Below are 15,755 nucleotides of genomic sequence, written 5' to 3'. Positions count from 1 at the left end.
ATCATCCGCTTCTAAGCACTGTGCGAGGCACTTCGGCCTCTCTCGTCGAGCACGATATGCTCGAACAACCAACTGGTTTCTGCGCCATGAATCCGCTCACCATCAAAGTCGCCTGCTCCAACTGCAATCTCCGTGAGCTTTGCATGCCTGTGGGGCTCAACGAAGAGCAGCTGCAACGCATCGACGAAGTGGTAGCCGTGCGGCGCAAGATCAAGCGCGGCGGAACGCTTTTCCGCAACGGAGAAGCTTTCACCTCGCTGTATGCCATTCGCACGGGCTTCTTCAAGACCTGCGTGGCGACAGAAGATGGTCGCGACCAAGTCACAGGATTCCAGATGGCCGGTGAAATCATTGGTCTGGATGGCATTGTGAATGACCATCACACCTGCGATGCCGTCGCTCTGGAAGACGCGGAAGTTTGCGTCATGCCCTTTGATCGCATAGAGGAATTCTCGCGAGAAGTCACTGCGCTACAGCACCATGTGCACAAAATCATGAGCCGTGAAATCGTGCGTGAGCATGGCGTGATGCTGCTGCTCGGAAGCATGCGAGCAGAAGAGCGTCTGGCAGCGTTTTTGCTCAATTTGGTGCAACGCCTGCACGCGCGAGGTTTCTCTCAATCGGAACTGGTGTTGCGAATGACGCGAGAAGAAATTGGCAGTTATCTCGGCCTCAAGCTTGAAACCGTGAGCCGCACCTTCTCCAAGTTCGTAGAAGAAGGCACCGTGGAAGTGCGGCAAAGACATGTCCGCATTCTAGATACCGATGCCCTACGCCGCATCGTGAACAACCAACAAGCCTGCCACTGAAAAATTTTCGACAGAGGTGCCGGACAACTGACGAGCACTTCGCTGACGCCTCCGACAATGCCGCGCCATACAGCGCGGCATTTTTTTTATTCAAGTGCAGGAGGGATGCTTGCGGCAATCGTCAGGGCGCTCCTCGTCAGGCACCGGGCAGCGATTCAGTTCAAAGGGGGACATCGCAAGCAAGGTGGTGAGCGCACTGGACACCATGGTGAGCGCCCAGAACCCAAAGAACGCCAAGGTGTAGACGCCTGTTCTCGACAAGGTGACAGGCTGCCCGAACCAGTGAAGGTCTTGCGGGTCCACCATCGCAAAGACGAGCATCTCAATCACACCTGCCACCAAAAAGGCTGGCCAGGCAATCCACATCAGGCGCTGTGTCCACATCGTGCTGTTTCCTTGCGGTGTTGTATTGGGTCGTTGCGAAATTCAGTGAACCAGAGTGACTTCACAATCACCTCGGCTGCGCTTCTGGCGGGGTCGCAGCGTGATTGCGCCCTTTCATCGCGGGCGCCAAGCTCTTCTCTGGGTGCTCCAGGGTCTTGTTGATGTCGATACCTCGCTGGTAGTAATCCTCCGCGACCACAGGGTCTGGGCGCGACATCGCAAGCCACAAAGTAATGAACCCCGCAACAATGACCACCAAGGGGCCCGCCAATACCAGCCACACATGGCCAAACTTCCACCATGGGGCTGCAGCTGGCGTGGCTGAGGAAGAAACAGTAGACATAGCAAACTCCATTAACTCAGGCTTGTACGTTGAATGAAAACGGTACTACCTGGGAACCAAAAATACGGTTTTTTCTGTCACGTGGGCACCGCCACCCTCGGCACCAATTTCAAAGGTGATGGGATGAGACCCAGGTGAAGCAGACCCATAAGGCACCTGCAATCGCACAGCAACCCAGCGAGACTGAGCGGGATCGACCTCCACCGACGCTTCCGACACCACTTCAAGTCCCTCAAGACCCTTGGCATCTATGCGGTAGCGCTGAGGAGTTTCGGTAGCGTTCATGATCTGGATACGGTAGATGTTTTCCAACTTCCCCCCAGCCACAATGCGTGACAAGGCGGCCCGGTCGCGAACCACGTCCACTTTCAGCGGTGTTCTCGTCACCAGGCTGGCCAACAAGGCCACGCACAGGGTGACCAGCACGGCGCTGTAGATCAGCACGCGGGGGCGCAGCACGCGGCGCAACATCTGCGACTGCGTCCAGTGCTTGGCCACGCCGTTCTGGGTCGAATAACGGATGAGCCCACGCGGGTACTGCATCTTGTCCATCACGGTATTGCAGGCGTCCACGCACAGGCCACAGCCAATGCATTCGTACTGCAAACCCTTGCGGATGTCGATGCCCACCGGACAGACCTGCACACACAGCGAGCAGTCAATGCAATCGCCCAGCCCCTGGGCTTTGTAGTCGATATTCTTCTTGCGCGGACCACGCTGCTCGCCACGTTCAGGGTCGTAGGTAACGATCAGCGTGTCTTTATCAAACATCGCGCTCTGAAAGCGCGCATAAGGGCACATGTACTTGCAGACCTGCTCGCGCATGAAGCCCGCATTGCCATAGGTGGCAAAACCGTAGAACAGCACCCAGAAAATCTGCCAGCCGCCCGGGAACGCCAGCAGCTCGCTGCCCAGCTCGCGAATGGGGACGAAGTACCCCACAAAGGTGAACCCGGTCCACAGGGCCACCGCGATCCACACCACCTGCTTGAAAAACTTCTTGCGGATCTTCTCGAACGTCCAGGGGCCGTTGTCCAGGCGGAGCCGGGCACTGCGATCACCTTCGATCTTGTGCTCGATCCACATGAAAATTTCGGTGTACACCGTTTGCGGGCATGAAAAACCACACCACAAACGCCCGGCCACGGCGGTAAACAGGAACAGCGAAAGTGCTGAAATGATCAGCAAACCCGTCAGGTAGATGAAGTCCTGCGGGTACAGCACCAAACCGAAGATATAAAAGCGGCGCGCTCCCAAATCGAAGAGCACCATCTGGCGCTGCCCCCACTCCAGCCAGGGCAGGCCATAAAACACCAGTTGTGTGAGAAATACCATCGCCCAGCGCCACCGGGCAAATACTCCGCTGATGGATCGCGGGTAAATCTTCTTTTGTGCTTCGTACAGGGAGACGATCTCGACCTGACTGCTAGGCACTTCCGAACCATCTGCGGCAACAGGAGCGATAGGAATAACCTTGCGAGGAGACTCGCTGGGTGGCTTCATGGCGGCGCTCTCTACTTAATCCAAAACTTCAGAAACAACAAAGGGGCGGCGCCCTCAGACACCGCCCCACGTTCACATCACTGCGCCTTGTTGTTTGACAATCCCCAAACATACGAGGCCAGCACCTTGATCTGCGCTTCGGTCAACTTGTCTGCCTGTGCAGGCATCTGATTGACCTTGCCATTGTTGATCATGGCGGTAATCGCTGCTTCACCCCAGCCATGCAGCCAGATGTCGTCTGTCAGGTTGGGAGCACCCAAAGCCTGATTGCCCTTGCCGTCCATGCCGTGGCAGGCGGCGCAAGCACCAAACTTGGACTTGCCCAAAGAAGCACGCAGAGAATCGTGGGGGCTACCCGACAAACTGAGCACATAGTGCGACAGGTTACGCACATCTTCTGGAGAACCTACGGCAGCAGCCATGGGAGGCATGTTGCCAATGCGGCCCTTTTGCAAGGTTTCCAGGATCTTGTCATGTGTGCCACCGTACAACCAGTCGCCGTCGGCCAAGTTGGGGAAACCCTTGCTGCCGCGGGCGTCAGAGCCATGGCATTGAGCGCAATTGTTCATGAACAGGCGCTCACCAATGGCCTTGGCTTGCGTGTCCACGGCAATCGCTTCAGGAGTCATGGATGCAAAGCGGGCGTAAATGGGTTCCAACTCTTTGTTGGCCTTGGCCACTTCTGCTTCGTATTCGCCCTTCTGGCTCCAGCCGAGCTTGCCGGCAGAGCTGCCCAGACCTGGGTAGGCCGCCAGATAGCCCAAGCCAAAGATGATGGTGATGACGAACATCCACACCCACCAGCGTGGCAGAGGGTTGTTCATTTCCACCAGGTCTTCATCCCAGACGTGGCCTGTAGTGTTGTCGGCCGTTGATACGACCTTCTTGCGGCCTGCCATCCAAAGCAGCACGGCGCAGCCAATGATGCCGACCAGGGTCAGCGCGGTCACAAAGACCGACCAGAAATTGCTGGTGAAGTCACTCATGGGTTTTTCTCATTCTGGTGGAGTTCATTCTTGCTCAAATGGCAAGCGAGCAGCCTCATCAAATTTGGCACGGTTGCGGCCCATGTAGGCCCACACCCAGATGCCGATGAAGCAGACCATTGAAGCCAGCGTGGCCACAATGCGCATGGTGGTGATGTCCATATGCCAACCCTCCCTTACTTGAGCGCGCGGCCCATGACTTGCAGATAGGCGATCAGTGCATCCAACTCCGTCTTGCCCTTGACTTCATCAGCGGCAGCGGTGATTTGCGCGTCGGTGTATGGAACGCCCACAGTGCGCAGCGCCTTCATGCGAGGAGCCAAATCGGCCGGATTGACCAGAGTCTTCTCAAGCCAGGGGTAGGCAGGCATGTTGGACTCAGGCACCACGTCACGTGGGTTGTTCAAGTGGATGCGATGCCATTCATCGCTGTACTTGCCGCCCACGCGATGCAGGTCAGGACCTGTGCGCTTGCTGCCCCACTGGAAGGGGTGGTCGTACACGAACTCACCCGCCACCGAGTAGTGACCATAGCGCAGGGTTTCTGCACGGAAGGGGCGAATCATCTGCGAGTGGCAGTTGTAGCAACCCTCACGGATGTACACATCACGCCCGATCAGCTGGGTGGCTGTGTAGGGCTCCACGCCCTTCACAGCTTCCGTGGTGGACTTCTGGAAGAACAGGGGCACGATCTCCACCAGACCGCCAATAGCGATCACCAGCAGGATCAGCACGATCATCAAGAAATTGTTGGTTTCAATCTTCTCGTGGCTGAAACCGGCAGAAGCTTGCTTGTTGTTTTGAGACATGGGTTAGCTCCTTGAGGCTCAAGCGTGGGCAGTGTTCACGGCGGGGATAGCCACCTTGACCGAACGGCCAGAGATTGCGGTTGCCCACACGTTCCATGCCATCACCAGCATGCCGCCCAGATACAGCAGACCACCGGCCACACGGATCACATAGAAGGGATAGGTAGCCTTTACGCTTTCAACGAAGGTGTAGGTCAGCGTGCCATCAGGGTTCACAGCGCGCCACATCAGGCCTTGCATCACACCGGCAATCCACATTGCCGCGATGTACAGCACGATACCGATGGTGGCCATCCAGAAGTGCAGTTCAATCGCCTTGATGGAGTGCATCTTTTCGCGGCCAAACAGGCGGGGCACCAGGTAGTACAGCGAGCCCATGGAGATCAGACCCACCCAGCCCAGGGCTCCAGAGTGCACGTGGCCCACGGTCCAGTCGGTGTAGTGGCTCAGTGCGTTCACGGTCTTGATGGACATCATCGGACCTTCGAACGTGGACATGCCGTAGAACGACAGCGACACGATCAGGAAGCGCAGGATAGGATCGTCACGCAGCTTGTGCCATGCGCCCGACAGGGTCATGATGCCGTTGATCATGCCGCCCCAGCTGGGAGCCAGCAGGATCAGCGAGAACACCATACCGACGGATTGCGTCCAGTCAGGCAGCGCGGTGTAGTGCAGATGGTGAGGACCTGCCCACATGTAAGTGAAGATCAGGGCCCAGAAGTGCACGATCGACAGGCGATACGAGTACACGGGGCGGCCAGCCTGCTTGGGGATGAAGTAATACATCATGCCCAGGAAGCCTGCGGTCAGGAAGAAGCCCACGGCATTGTGGCCGTACCACCACTGCACCATGGCGTCTTGCACACCGGCGTAGGCAGAGTAGCTCTTCATGAAGCCAGCGGGCACTGCAGCGCTGTTCACCAGGTGCAGCAACGCCACAGCCAGAATGAAGGCGCCAAAGAACCAGTTGGCCACATAGATGTGCTTGACCTTGCGCGTACCCACCGTGCCAAAGAACACGATGGCGTAGGACACCCAGACCAGTGTGATCAGGATGTCGATAGGCCACTCCAGTTCAGCGTATTCCTTGCCGGAGGTGTAACCCAGCGGCAGGCTGATGGCGGCAGCCAGAATGACTAACTGCCAACCCCAGAACGTGAACGATGCGAGGGCCGGCGCAAATAACCGAACCTGGCAGGTACGCTGCACCACGTAGTAGCTGGTGGCGAACAAAGCGCAGCCACCAAAAGCAAAAATCACTGCATTGGTATGCAGTGGGCGCAAACGGCCATAACTAAGCCATGGAATGCCTAGGTTGAGTTCTGGCCATGCCAGCTGGGCGGCAATGATGACGCCCACCAGCATGCCGACCACCCCCCAAACCACGGCCATGATTGAGAACTGACGCACGACCGTGTCGTTGTAATGCGCAGCATTTGTTTTTGGAAAATCCATCGGACACCTCTTTGTATTGCGATACAAGTTTTAACCAGACTGCCATTGCGGTTATTGACGAAAGTCAACCGTCTCGGAGAATGCGCTCCCCCTCTTGTTCCACACTTTCAAACTGTCCGCGGTACACGGCCCACCACAAGCAGGCCAGGATCATCAGCACCAGAACCACTGACAGAGGAATCAATAAATAAAGGATGTCCATCAGGCGGGCTCCGCAGTTTGAAATGACGACACGGCAGCAGATGAAGAACCCCCTGCTGCCTGCGAAATAGAAGGCGACGGATCGCCATGTGCGCCACACGGCGCCTCTGGCAATCCCTTGGAAAGGCGGGCGGCATTGAGCACCACCAACAGCGAGCTGAGCGCCATGCCCAATCCCGCAAGCCAGGCAGGCATCCAGCCCACCACAGCCAAGGGAACGCACAGAGCGTTGTACCCAGCGGCCCACCATAGATTTTGCCGCACGATCTGTAGGGTTTTGCGCGCCAGCAGCACTGCTTGGGGTACCTGAGTCAAACTGTCCCGCAGCACCACGAAATCTGCCCGAGAGCGCGCCAGGGGAACAGCCCGGCCAAAGGCGAATGACACGTGGGCTCCCGCCATCACAGGGCCATCGTTCAGGCCATCGCCCACCATGGCCACATGGTGACCCTGGGCCTGCAGGCTTTGCAGCGCCGCCAGTTTGTCTTGCGGCGTGCAAGCCCCGCGGGCCTCGGTGATACCCGCCTGAGCAGCCACGCGCTGCACGGCTTCTGGGCGGTCGCCAGACAGCATCTGCACACTCAAACCCGCATCGGCCAGCGCACGCACCACCGTGGCGGCCTCTGCGCGCAGATCTTCAACCAACCCAAACCGGGCCATTTCCACCGTCTGCGCGTGGCCTGGCTCACCGCGCTCTTCGGCCAAGACGACCCACAGGGCAGCGCCGTCCGCACCTTCCGCGAATTCGGTAGTACCAGCCTCACCCGCCACCACACCGGCATGAATGGCAGAGCCCAGGCGCACGCGGCGTGGCGGGCATTGCCCCGTGCGGTCTTGCACATTAGCACTCAAACCGAGCCCTGCCTGCTCTTCCAGATTGGAGACCAGCCAACGACCATCATCCGCGCCAGCAGCTTCCACCAGGGCACGCGATGCCGGGTGCAAGGACTGCCGCGCCAACGCGGCAGCCAACGACAAGGCACTTGCCCGATCCAGATCGCCACCTGCCAGCCGCACCGTGTGCAATGCCATCGCATCGCGCGTGAGCGTGCCCGTTTTGTCAAACACCACCGTATCGATCTGCGCCAGGGCCTCCAGCCCTTGCAGGTTGCGCACCAGCACGCCCTGGCGCGCCAGCGTGCCAGCTGCCGTCAACATCGCCACCGGTGTGGCCAACGACAACGCACAGGGACAAGTGACGATGAGCACCGCCACCGCCACCATCAGCGCGTGCCCCGGGTCTTTGGGCCACCACCAGGCGGCAGCAGCAAAGGCAGCAAGCAACACAGCCACCAAAAACGGTTTGGCGATGCGGTCGGCCAACTGGGCCAGACGTGGCTTTTGCAGCCCTGCACTCTCCATCAAGGCCACGATCTGTGCAAAGCGGGTTTGGGCGCCCACACATTCCACGCGAACTTCTACCGACGACTGCAGGTTGTAGCTGCCAGCAGTCACCGCGCTGCCTTCGGGCTTGTGCACCGGGGTCGATTCGCCGGTCAGCAGGGCTTCGTCGGCCTGGGTGCTGCCTTTGAGAATCGTTCCGTCGGCCGGAAACGCCTCGCCCGGCAAGACGCGTACCGTGTCGCCCACCACCAGGCGCCGCACCGCCACGCGGGTGAATGCACCATCAGCGCCCAAGCGTTCCACGCTGTCGGGCAGGCGATTGAGCACTGCCTCCAGCGCACCGGCCGTGCGGTCACGCAGGCGCAACTCCAGCCAGCGCCCGGTGAGCAGGAAGAAAACGAACATGGTCAGCGAGTCAAAGTACACCTCGCGACCAAAGATGCCATTGGGGTCGAATGTGCCTGCAGTGCTCACCACAAAGGTGATGCCCATGCCAAGCGCCACGGGCAGATCCATGCTCACCTGCCGCTGGCGTACATCGCGCAACGCACTGGTAAAGAAAGGGCCGCAGGCAAAAAAGACCACGGGCAGCGAAATCACCCACGAGGCCCAGCGCAGCAGCGTTTCCATCTCTTGCGACAAATCGCCGGGCTGTGCCACGTACGCAGGCCATGCGTACATCATCACCTGCATCATGCAAAAACCGGCCACCAGCCAGCGCCACAGCGCACGGCGACTTTCCACCAGCCGCTGGCCGCGCACAAATGCATCCATGGCCGGAACCGCGCGATACCCCGCGCTGCGCACCGCTGCCATCCACTGCGATGGCAGCACCCTGCCCGGCTGCCACACCACGCGGGCGCGACGGGTGGCGGCGCTCACATCGGCCTGCAACACACCGGGCACGGACTTCAAGGCATCTTCAATGGTGAGGGCACAGGCCGCGCAATGCATTCCATCCAGCACCACATGCGAATCCCAGGTGGTGCTGGAAGGGTCTGCCACGGCACTTGCGTGCAGCGCAGAGCCTGAAGGCGTGCAAGGCCGACCAAAACCCAGCCACTCTTGCGGGTCATCCAGAAGAGACACGGCTGCTGGGTCCACCGCCGCCTCGGAAGCGTCAACCACAGGCGCCACCGGAATTTCCGGCGCACCGGAGCGAAACATTGACATGGTTCAAGCCTATCCGCGGAACATGACATCCTTATTGACCTGGATCAAGCCGCAAAAGATGATGCATCCTAAGCTTGTTACATCACTTTGAGGGGCCCCCCATGTACAAACGCATCCTGATTGCAACCGACGGTTCACCTTTGTCCGACAAGGCTGTTGAAAGCGGCCTGTCTCTGGCGGCCTTGTCCGGCGCCTCCGTGGTCGCACTCAAAGTGGTGCCCCGCTACCCCCGCAGCTACTTTGAAGGGGGCATGCCGGTGGACGCAAGCGATGTGAAACGCATTGAAGGCCAGTGGGGCGACGCCGCCCAGGCCATGGTGGATGCCGTCAAGGCCCAGGGCGCAGCCCAAGGCGTGACTGTGAAAGCCGTGACCGCCAAGTCCGACCTGGTGGCCGAGGCCGTGATTTCTGCCGCCAAAAAGCACAAGTGCGACCTGATCGTGATGGCATCGCACGGCCGCAAGGGCCTCAAGCGCCTGCTGCTGGGCAGCGAAACCCAGCACGTGCTGACGCACTCGCACATCCCTGTGCTGGTGCTGCGTTAATCACCAAGTTAAGTATCAAAACAGGCTCTAGCGCTTATTCAACAAGCGCTACCAGCTATTGAAACCATAGCAAAACACCGGGAAGGCTCAACGCCTTTCCGGTGTTTTTCATTCCCGCCTGGGCGGCGGGTGACTCAGCAATACCCACGTTTGCGGCGCAGTGGCTCTTCCCCGCCTGGGCCACTTCAAGCGCACGCTGCCGCAGGTGTCGCTGAACCTTGTGCGCTACCAGCACGCCCACGACTTTGCGACGCCGCACGAGTTCGACGCCGCCATCCAGTACGGCTGCGGCAACTGGCCCAGCGCCAATGCGCGCTACCTGATTGGTAAGGAAACCAGCATCGTCTGCAGCCCCCAACTGCGCGACGCCCTGCCCCTGCGCACCCCGCAAGACCTGATGCGCGCCACGCTACTGCAACACATCGAAGTGCCCCTGGCCTGGCAAGACTGGATGGAGGCGAACGGCCTGGACACCAGCGCCAGCCGCTTCGGGCCCGGCTTCAACCTCTACTCATTCATCATCCGCGCAGCCGTTTCAGGCTTTGGCGTGGGCATCATGCCGACCTGCCTGGTGGAAGACGAATTGGCAGCAGGCTCGCTGGTAGAGCCGTTGAAAAACCGCTTTGACAGCCCGCTGGGCTACTACCTGTGCGCGCCCACAGCCCGCACCAATTTGTCGGTGTACCGGCTGGTGGCCGGGTGGCTGGAGCATTGCTGCAACCATCCCGAAGGGGCGGCTGCGCCTGCGACTGCAGAGGCTGGGGCGGGCTGTATTTTTTGCGCACCGCAGCAAGGGGCGAACGGTACCAATGCCGTCACCAACGCTGCAGCTTGAGCGCAGAGCTAGACCCGAACGCCAAAAGGGGGAGCACTGACTTGACGAAGGACGCGGCCCAGGAAAAAGCGCTAGGCCAAGAAGGCGACGCATCGCTGCAAGAATGATAGCTGGTGGCGCTTACTGCACAAGCGCTGGAGGCCCACCGGTTCAACAGCCGTGAAGATATGGAGCAGACCTTGCAGCGCTATGTGGCCTTGTACAACCACCAGCTGCCGCAGTCAGCACTGGGCAGCAAGACGCCGATGCAGGCCATGAAGCAGTGGTACTTGGAGAGGCCGGATCTGTTTCACAAGCGGCCATATGATCGTCCGGGATGCAACAGTTAGGCATCTGGCCGTCTATCCCAAGTGCAATATTTCCACGGCACAACGTTTTCAAGAGCGGTAAATCTTGGGATTGGCATACCAGATTCGCAGAATTCTCCAAGCGTCGCGAGCTTGCGTTCATAAACGGGGCGTCGGCTTTCTGGCAGAAAAACCCAAGGCAATACTTGCCAAGAGGGATCAACGCCGCAGTCTCGTTGCAGGGCGAACTTTAGTTCAGGCCAATGTGTCTTCCATGCTTGGAGCCGTTTTATAAGCGCGGATGCGCTTGAGGAGTATGTCACTTCGCACAGGTATACCGCATGCTCGCGAAGGGATACAGCCATGAGATCGCAATACCAAAACCGGCCTTTCTTCGGGCTGGCCCCAGGTTCAAGTTGGAGCAATATTTCGGGGTTTACAAATACTCCACGATCAGCCCGCAGATACTCTGCGACAACACCTTGAAAGAAATCAGTCACAAGTCGATCTCCTGACTCCTAACGGCCAAGGTAAGCGGCCCGCAGAATGCGGGTCCGCTTGACCGCAGAGTTAGACCCGAAGGCCAAAAGGGAGCGCCCTGCCTTGGACAAGGGCGCAGCCCACGAAAAAGCGCTGGGCCACGGAAGCGGCGCAGCGCTGCAAGAAGGATGGTGTTCTCCAAGTGTTGAGCAACAGGATCAAGCGGCACGCGCCATGGCGTCGCACTCTTGGGCGCACTTGAGACAAGCCTGCGCACACGCCTTGCAGTGGTCAGCCTCGTGCTTGGCACACTCATCGCCGCAGGCCTTGCAGATCTGCGCGCACAGCGCGCAGATGGCAGCCGCGTGCTCGCTGTTGCGCGCCATGGCGTCAGCCGCCAAGCCGCAGATCGCAGCACAGTCCGCGTCCAGGGCAATGCAGCGCGCCATCATCTTTACGTCGTCCTCTTTCAGACAAGCCGCGAAGCACTGATGGCAAGCCGTGGCGCACACCTGGCAAGCCTCGATGCAAGACGTGTATTGGTTCGGGGTGTGGTTCATAAAAATCTCCTGATAAGTAGCTCGAAAGATGAGCGGGAACCTGCGCAGTTGGCTGCGAGGAGCCTCAATCTTTTGTCATCCGGGGTATTCGGCGCTGTAGGATGACGCCACCGATTGACGTAAGCGCACGGTCATCCCACCCTTGAGGGCGGCGGCGTAAGCGGCAACGATGGTGTCCACCAAACCAGATAGATGGACGCTGGTGGCGCTTGCTGCACAAGCGCTGGAGGCCCAAAAGGCTTGAAAGCCTTTGGAACAGGGCGGAGCGCTGGAACAGGTGGCTGCGCGCATAGAGCGGGTGATGGGACTAACTAGATTTAGACGACAACAGTCTAATCAACACAAGTCTGATAACGCATTTCGACACGAATTTTTTGCTGGCAGTATGCACCTCCCCACTTTTAGGCAAACCTAAAATTTCGCGGATGGATGCATTCCGATGCTTGAGCTGATCGGGGCCCGCCAAGGCGGGCCTGGATGCCAGGCCTCCAACGATCAAGCAAACAACCCCTTGTACTGATCCCGCAGCAAATTCTTCTGCACCTTCCCCATCGTATTGCGCGGCAGCTCTGCCACCACAAAGCACTTCTTCGGAATCTTGAAGTTGGCCAGTTGCGACTTAAGCTGGGCCACGATGGCGTCGGCATCCAGTTGGGCGCCGGGCTTGGCAATGACCACGGCCACGCCCACTTCGCCAAAGTCGGGGTGGGGCACGCCGACCAGGGCGCTTTCGGCCACGCCGGGCATTTCGTTGATGTAGCCCTCGATCTCTGCGGGGTAGACGTTGTAGCCGCCGCTGATGATCAGGTCTTTGCTGCGGCCCACGATGTGGACGTACCCGCGCTCGTCGACCTTGCCCACGTCGCCGGTTTTGAAGTAACCGTCCTTCGTGAACTCTTCCGCCGTCTTCTCGGGCATGCGCCAGTAGCCCTTGAACACGTTGGGGCCCTTGACCTGGATGCCGCCGATCTCGCCCACGGGCAGGTCTTTGCCGTCGTCGCCCTGCACGCGCAGGCTCACGCCCGGCAGGGGGAAGCCCACGGTGCCGCCACGGCGTTCATCCTGGCCGTTGTAGCGCTTGTCGGCGCTGTAGGGGTTGCTGGTGAGCATGATGGTTTCGCTCATGCCGTAGCGCTCCAGGATGGTGTGGCCGGTGCGCTGCTGCCATTCCTTGAAGGTTTCGATGAGCAGCGGTGCAGAGCCTGCGATGAACAGGCGCATGTTCTTCACGGCCTGTTGGTTCAAGCCCGCCTCGGCCAGCATGCGCACGTACAGCGTGGGCACGCCCATGAACACGGTGGCGCGGGGCATGGCGGCGATGACGGCCTTGGGGTCGAACTTGGGGCACCAGATCATCTTGCTGCCGTTGATGAGCGCGCCATGAATGGCGACGAACAGACCATGGACGTGGAAGATGGGCAAGGCGTGAATCAACACATCGCCCTTCCTCCAGCCCCAATAGTCCTTGAGCATGACGGCGTTGCTGAGCATGTTGCCGTGCGTGAGCATGGCGCCCTTGCTGCGGCCGGTGGTGCCGCTGGTGTAGAGGATGGCGGCCAGGTCGTCGGCGCTGCGGGCCACTGCCTGGTGCTCGTCGCCGTGGTGGGCGGCACGATCGAGCAGGCTGCCGGTGCGGTCATCGCCCAGGGTGAACACATGCTGCGTGCCCAGGGTGAAGGCGATTTTGCTGACCCAGCCAAAGTTGCCGGGGCTGCACACCACCACGGCGGGCTCGGCGTTGCCGATGAAGTATTCGATCTCGGCGCTTTGGTAGGCGGTGTTGAGTGGCAAGAACACGTAGCCCGCACGCAGCGTGGCCAGGTACAGGGCCATGGCTTCGACGGACTTTTCGACCTGCACGGCCACGCGGCTGCCTTCGGGCAGCTTGAGCGATGCGAGCAGGTTGGCGATGCGGGCGCTGGCGCGGTCCAGGTCGCGCCAGGTGTAGAACAGCGGGCTGCCGTCTGCGGCGGTGGTCTCGACGGCGGTGCTGTCCAGGTCAGACGGGAAGGCGGCGCGCAGGGCGCTGAAGAGGTTTTGGTTGCTCATAAGTAGGCGGGCAGTTCAGCGGTTAAAACACAGGGGGTCTTTTGGCAAGAAACGCGGTAATGCCTTCGCGGTGCTCGGCACTGTCGGCGTAGGCATAGGGGTCGTGCGGGCCATTTACTATCATTTCAATAGCTGCTGGCGCTTTCCCATCAAGCGCTGGATGCGTTTTTAATGCTCGAAGCACTTGCTTGTTCATGCGTGCGGCGCCCGGGGCCAGGGCGGCGATGCGGCGGGCGCTGGCCAGGGCTTCGGCGGGCACATCGTCGTCGGGCACCACGCGGCTCAAAAAGCCGCGCGCCAGCATGTCAGCGGCGGTGAAGGTGGCGGCTTCCAGCAGCATTTGGCGGGCAGCGGTTTCGCCCACGGCGGCGGCTACCAGCTGCGCCTCGCGCGGGGCCATGGGAAAGCCGAGCTTGGCAATGGGCGCGCCAAAGCGGGCCGCAGCGCCCGCCACGCGCACATCGCAGCAGCTGGCAATCTCGACCCCCGCGCCCATGCAGGCGCCGCTGATGCTGGCGACGATGGGCACATCGCACGCCAGCATGGCATTCAGGCCGCCCCACACGTCGTTTTCGTGAAAGTCGCGCAGCGCGGCTGCGTCAAACCGGAAACCGGGGTATTCCGAAATGTCTCCCCCGGCGCAGAAGGCGCCGCCCTCGCCCGCAATTACCACGCAGCGCGCGTTGCTGGCCTGGATGCCTTCAAACACCGACCGCAACTGCCGCCACATGGTGCGCGACATGGCATTGAGCCGACCCGTGTGGCGCAACGTGACGCACACCACACCGGCTTCGCCGTCTTGAACCAGCACCTCACCCGACATCTTGGAATCCATTCTCTTCACACATCCCCACAACCTTCGCACCAGCGCAGCGCCATCGCCAGGGCCACCGTGGAACTGGCTTCGCCAGGCCACGGGTGGCGTCCCCCTTCAGGGGGATGGCGCAACGCGCACCACAACGTCAATCACATGGGGTTAATCAAGTTTTGCGCCAGAGGCCTTGACCACGTCAGACCAGCGCTTGACTTCGCCGCTCACGAAGGCGGCGAATTGCTGCTGCGTCATGCCGCCGTACTCTGCGCCGTTGCTGGCCCAGATGGACTTGAGTTCGTCAAACGAACCGAGCTTGCGAATTTCTTCCACGATTTTGGCCTGCACGTCGGCGGGCGTGCCCTTGGGCGCCCACAGGCCGTACCAGGTGGTGACGGTGTAGTCCGGCAAGCCCACTTCGGCGGCGCAGGGCACATCGGGGAAGGCGGGGTTGCGCTTGGTGCCCGACACCATCAGCGCCTTGATGCGCCCACCCTTGATGTGCGCGGCGGACGAGCCCAGGCCGTCAAACATCATGTCCACATTGCCGCCAATCAGGTCTTGCAATGCGGGGCCCGCGCCACGGTAAGGGATGTGCGTGATAAAGGTGCCCGTTTGCTGCTTGAACAGCTCGCCCGCCAGGTGGTGCGACGTGCCTGCGCCGGCCGAGCCGTAGTTGAGCTTGGCAGGGTTCTTCTTCACATGGTCGAGGAACTGCTTGAAGTTGGCCGAGGGCGTCTTGGGGTTGACCACCAGCACCTGGGGCACTTGGGCCAGCAGGGCTAGGGGGATGAAGTCTTTCTCGATGTCGTAATCGAGCTTGGGGTACATGGCGGGGGCAATGGAATGGTGCACGCCGCCCATGAACAGCGTGTAGCCATCGGCCGCCGCGCGGGCCGCAAAGCTGGCGCCCACGGTGCCGCCCGCGCCGCCGCGGTTGTCAATCACCAGCGTCTTGCCCGTGGCTTTGGAGAACTGCGCTGCCAGGGGGCGCGCAAAGGCATCGGTGCCCCCACCGGCAGGAAACGGCACCACCAGGTTCACCGGCTTGGTGGGCCAGGCCGATGCCTGCGCCCACACGCTGCCCGCGCCCAGCAAGCCCAGGCCCGCGCCTGCGGCGGTTCGCAGCACGTCGCGGCGCTGCACCATGTTTTCTGTTGTCATTCCTTGTCTCCTGT

Annotated in this window: 17 protein-coding genes and 2 pseudogenes; 4 read left to right on the top strand and 15 right to left on the bottom strand. The window is 60.4% G+C overall.

The features are described 5' to 3' along the window. The first annotated feature begins 86 nt into the window (after positions 1 to 86). On the top strand, positions 87 to 809 hold the full coding sequence (gene fnr / locus PQV96_RS08240; protein WP_066693621.1) for a fumarate/nitrate reduction transcriptional regulator Fnr: 723 nt from the start codon (positions 87 to 89) through the stop codon (positions 807 to 809). A 90-nt stretch (positions 810 to 899) separates the two neighbouring features. On the opposite strand, the gene PQV96_RS08235 is transcribed toward fnr, so the two are convergent. The 9 genes from PQV96_RS08235 to PQV96_RS08195 all read right to left on the bottom strand — a co-directional run bounded on the left by PQV96_RS08235 (position 900) and on the right by PQV96_RS08195 (position 9,010). Then, the gene (locus PQV96_RS08235; RefSeq protein ID WP_066782455.1) at positions 900 to 1,193 is read right to left on the bottom strand and encodes a hypothetical protein; all 294 of its coding nucleotides are present in this window, start codon (positions 1,191 to 1,193) and stop codon (positions 900 to 902) included. 67 nt (positions 1,194 to 1,260) lie between these two features. After that, on the bottom strand, positions 1,261 to 1,536 hold the full coding sequence (locus PQV96_RS08230) for a FixH family protein (RefSeq protein ID WP_044398696.1): 276 nt from the start codon (positions 1,534 to 1,536) through the stop codon (positions 1,261 to 1,263). 45 nt (positions 1,537 to 1,581) lie between these two features. Beyond that, the gene (gene ccoG, locus PQV96_RS08225) at positions 1,582 to 3,039 is read right to left on the bottom strand and encodes a cytochrome c oxidase accessory protein CcoG (RefSeq protein ID WP_273624967.1); all 1,458 of its coding nucleotides are present in this window, start codon (positions 3,037 to 3,039) and stop codon (positions 1,582 to 1,584) included. Between the two features lie 77 nt (positions 3,040 to 3,116). Continuing rightward, positions 3,117 to 4,025: a cytochrome-c oxidase, cbb3-type subunit III gene (ccoP, locus tag PQV96_RS08220; protein WP_273624966.1), complete on the bottom strand. Its 909-nt coding sequence runs from the start codon at positions 4,023 to 4,025 to the stop codon at positions 3,117 to 3,119. A gap of 24 nt (positions 4,026 to 4,049) precedes the next feature. After that, positions 4,050 to 4,187, bottom strand: a complete 138-nt coding sequence (locus tag PQV96_RS08215; protein WP_044398638.1) for a cbb3-type cytochrome oxidase subunit 3 — start codon at positions 4,185 to 4,187, stop codon at positions 4,050 to 4,052. Positions 4,188 to 4,201: 14 nt separating this feature from the next. Then, a complete protein-coding gene (gene ccoO, locus PQV96_RS08210) occupies positions 4,202 to 4,834 on the bottom strand; it encodes a cytochrome-c oxidase, cbb3-type subunit II (protein ID WP_066693629.1) in 633 nt (210 codons plus the stop codon). Between the two features lie 18 nt (positions 4,835 to 4,852). Then, the gene (gene ccoN, locus PQV96_RS08205; RefSeq protein WP_066693632.1) at positions 4,853 to 6,292 is read right to left on the bottom strand and encodes a cytochrome-c oxidase, cbb3-type subunit I; all 1,440 of its coding nucleotides are present in this window, start codon (positions 6,290 to 6,292) and stop codon (positions 4,853 to 4,855) included. 64 nt (positions 6,293 to 6,356) lie between these two features. Beyond that, positions 6,357 to 6,494, bottom strand: a complete 138-nt coding sequence (gene ccoS / locus PQV96_RS08200) for a cbb3-type cytochrome oxidase assembly protein CcoS (protein ID WP_066693634.1) — start codon at positions 6,492 to 6,494, stop codon at positions 6,357 to 6,359. Next, a complete protein-coding gene (locus PQV96_RS08195; RefSeq protein ID WP_233099848.1) occupies positions 6,494 to 9,010 on the bottom strand; it encodes a heavy metal translocating P-type ATPase in 2,517 nt (838 codons plus the stop codon). Before PQV96_RS08195 ends, ccoS begins: the two co-directional genes overlap by 1 nt. A gap of 101 nt (positions 9,011 to 9,111) precedes the next feature. Here PQV96_RS08195 and PQV96_RS08190 point away from each other — a divergent pair, with 101 nt between their 5' ends. After that, entirely contained in the window at positions 9,112 to 9,555 is a 444-nt protein-coding gene (locus tag PQV96_RS08190; RefSeq protein ID WP_066691481.1) for a universal stress protein, read from the top strand. Positions 9,556 to 9,715: 160 nt separating this feature from the next. Next, positions 9,716 to 10,390, top strand: a complete 675-nt coding sequence (locus PQV96_RS08185; protein WP_273624965.1) for a LysR substrate-binding domain-containing protein — start codon at positions 9,716 to 9,718, stop codon at positions 10,388 to 10,390. Here the strand turns inward: PQV96_RS08185 and PQV96_RS08180 are convergent. Next, entirely contained in the window at positions 10,371 to 10,544 is a 174-nt protein-coding gene (locus tag PQV96_RS08180; protein ID WP_242638143.1) for a DUF1010 domain-containing protein, read from the bottom strand. The genes PQV96_RS08185 and PQV96_RS08180 overlap by 20 nt on opposite strands. Between PQV96_RS08180 and PQV96_RS08175 the strand changes: the two are divergent. Beyond that, a pseudogene (locus PQV96_RS08175) lies at positions 10,516 to 10,719 on the top strand (IS481 family transposase); the annotation flags it as partial. The gene PQV96_RS08180 and the pseudogene PQV96_RS08175 sit on opposite strands and share 29 nt — an antisense overlap. Before the next feature lie 476 nt (positions 10,720 to 11,195). Here the strand turns inward: PQV96_RS08175 and PQV96_RS08170 are convergent. The 5 genes and pseudogenes from PQV96_RS08170 to PQV96_RS08145 all read right to left on the bottom strand — a co-directional run. After that, positions 11,196 to 11,333 (bottom strand): annotated as a pseudogene (locus tag PQV96_RS08170) (DUF1010 domain-containing protein); the annotation flags it as partial. A 42-nt stretch (positions 11,334 to 11,375) separates the two neighbouring features. Then, the gene (locus PQV96_RS08165; protein WP_207374036.1) at positions 11,376 to 11,717 is read right to left on the bottom strand and encodes a four-helix bundle copper-binding protein; all 342 of its coding nucleotides are present in this window, start codon (positions 11,715 to 11,717) and stop codon (positions 11,376 to 11,378) included. A 495-nt stretch (positions 11,718 to 12,212) separates the two neighbouring features. After that, positions 12,213 to 13,766: a malonate--CoA ligase gene (locus tag PQV96_RS08155; protein WP_207374038.1), complete on the bottom strand. Its 1,554-nt coding sequence runs from the start codon at positions 13,764 to 13,766 to the stop codon at positions 12,213 to 12,215. Between the two features lie 22 nt (positions 13,767 to 13,788). Further along, positions 13,789 to 14,589, bottom strand: a complete 801-nt coding sequence (locus PQV96_RS08150) for an enoyl-CoA hydratase/isomerase family protein (protein WP_066699450.1) — start codon at positions 14,587 to 14,589, stop codon at positions 13,789 to 13,791. A gap of 153 nt (positions 14,590 to 14,742) precedes the next feature. After that, the gene (locus PQV96_RS08145; RefSeq protein ID WP_066699443.1) at positions 14,743 to 15,741 is read right to left on the bottom strand and encodes a Bug family tripartite tricarboxylate transporter substrate binding protein; all 999 of its coding nucleotides are present in this window, start codon (positions 15,739 to 15,741) and stop codon (positions 14,743 to 14,745) included. Positions 15,742 to 15,755: the final 14 nt, after the last annotated feature.

Source organism: Acidovorax temperans (assembly GCF_028596105.1).
GTDB classification, from domain to species: Bacteria; Pseudomonadota; Gammaproteobacteria; order Burkholderiales; family Burkholderiaceae_C; genus Acidovorax; species Acidovorax temperans.
Note: the sequence above shows the minus strand (reverse complement) of the source record. Positions and strands in the feature narration are given on the sequence as shown.

What these genes read in the sequence shown, in the direction of transcription:
- ccoN (WP_066693632.1), bottom strand. Translation starts at nt 6,292, where the DNA reads ATGGATTTTCCAAAAACAAATGCTGCGCATTACAACGACACGGTCGTG.
- PQV96_RS08150 (WP_066699450.1), bottom strand. Translation starts at nt 14,589, where the DNA reads ATGTCGGGTGAGGTGCTGGTTCAAGACGGCGAAGCCGGTGTGGTGTGC.
- PQV96_RS08190 (WP_066691481.1), top strand. Translation starts at nt 9,112, where the DNA reads ATGTACAAACGCATCCTGATTGCAACCGACGGTTCACCTTTGTCCGAC.
- PQV96_RS08195 (WP_233099848.1), bottom strand. Translation starts at nt 9,010, where the DNA reads ATGTCAATGTTTCGCTCCGGTGCGCCGGAAATTCCGGTGGCGCCTGTG.
- PQV96_RS08145 (WP_066699443.1), bottom strand. Translation starts at nt 15,741, where the DNA reads ATGACAACAGAAAACATGGTGCAGCGCCGCGACGTGCTGCGAACCGCC.
- PQV96_RS08165 (WP_207374036.1), bottom strand. Translation starts at nt 11,717, where the DNA reads ATGAACCACACCCCGAACCAATACACGTCTTGCATCGAGGCTTGCCAG.
- ccoO (WP_066693629.1), bottom strand. Translation starts at nt 4,834, where the DNA reads ATGTCTCAAAACAACAAGCAAGCTTCTGCCGGTTTCAGCCACGAGAAG.
- ccoG (WP_273624967.1), bottom strand. Translation starts at nt 3,039, where the DNA reads ATGAAGCCACCCAGCGAGTCTCCTCGCAAGGTTATTCCTATCGCTCCT.
- ccoS (WP_066693634.1), bottom strand. Translation starts at nt 6,494, where the DNA reads ATGGACATCCTTTATTTATTGATTCCTCTGTCAGTGGTTCTGGTGCTG.
- PQV96_RS08215 (WP_044398638.1), bottom strand. Translation starts at nt 4,187, where the DNA reads ATGGACATCACCACCATGCGCATTGTGGCCACGCTGGCTTCAATGGTC.
- PQV96_RS08155 (WP_207374038.1), bottom strand. Translation starts at nt 13,766, where the DNA reads ATGAGCAACCAAAACCTCTTCAGCGCCCTGCGCGCCGCCTTCCCGTCT.
- PQV96_RS08235 (WP_066782455.1), bottom strand. Translation starts at nt 1,193, where the DNA reads ATGTGGACACAGCGCCTGATGTGGATTGCCTGGCCAGCCTTTTTGGTG.
- fnr (WP_066693621.1), top strand. Translation starts at nt 87, where the DNA reads ATGAATCCGCTCACCATCAAAGTCGCCTGCTCCAACTGCAATCTCCGT.
- PQV96_RS08230 (WP_044398696.1), bottom strand. Translation starts at nt 1,536, where the DNA reads ATGTCTACTGTTTCTTCCTCAGCCACGCCAGCTGCAGCCCCATGGTGG.
- ccoP (WP_273624966.1), bottom strand. Translation starts at nt 4,025, where the DNA reads ATGAGTGACTTCACCAGCAATTTCTGGTCGGTCTTTGTGACCGCGCTG.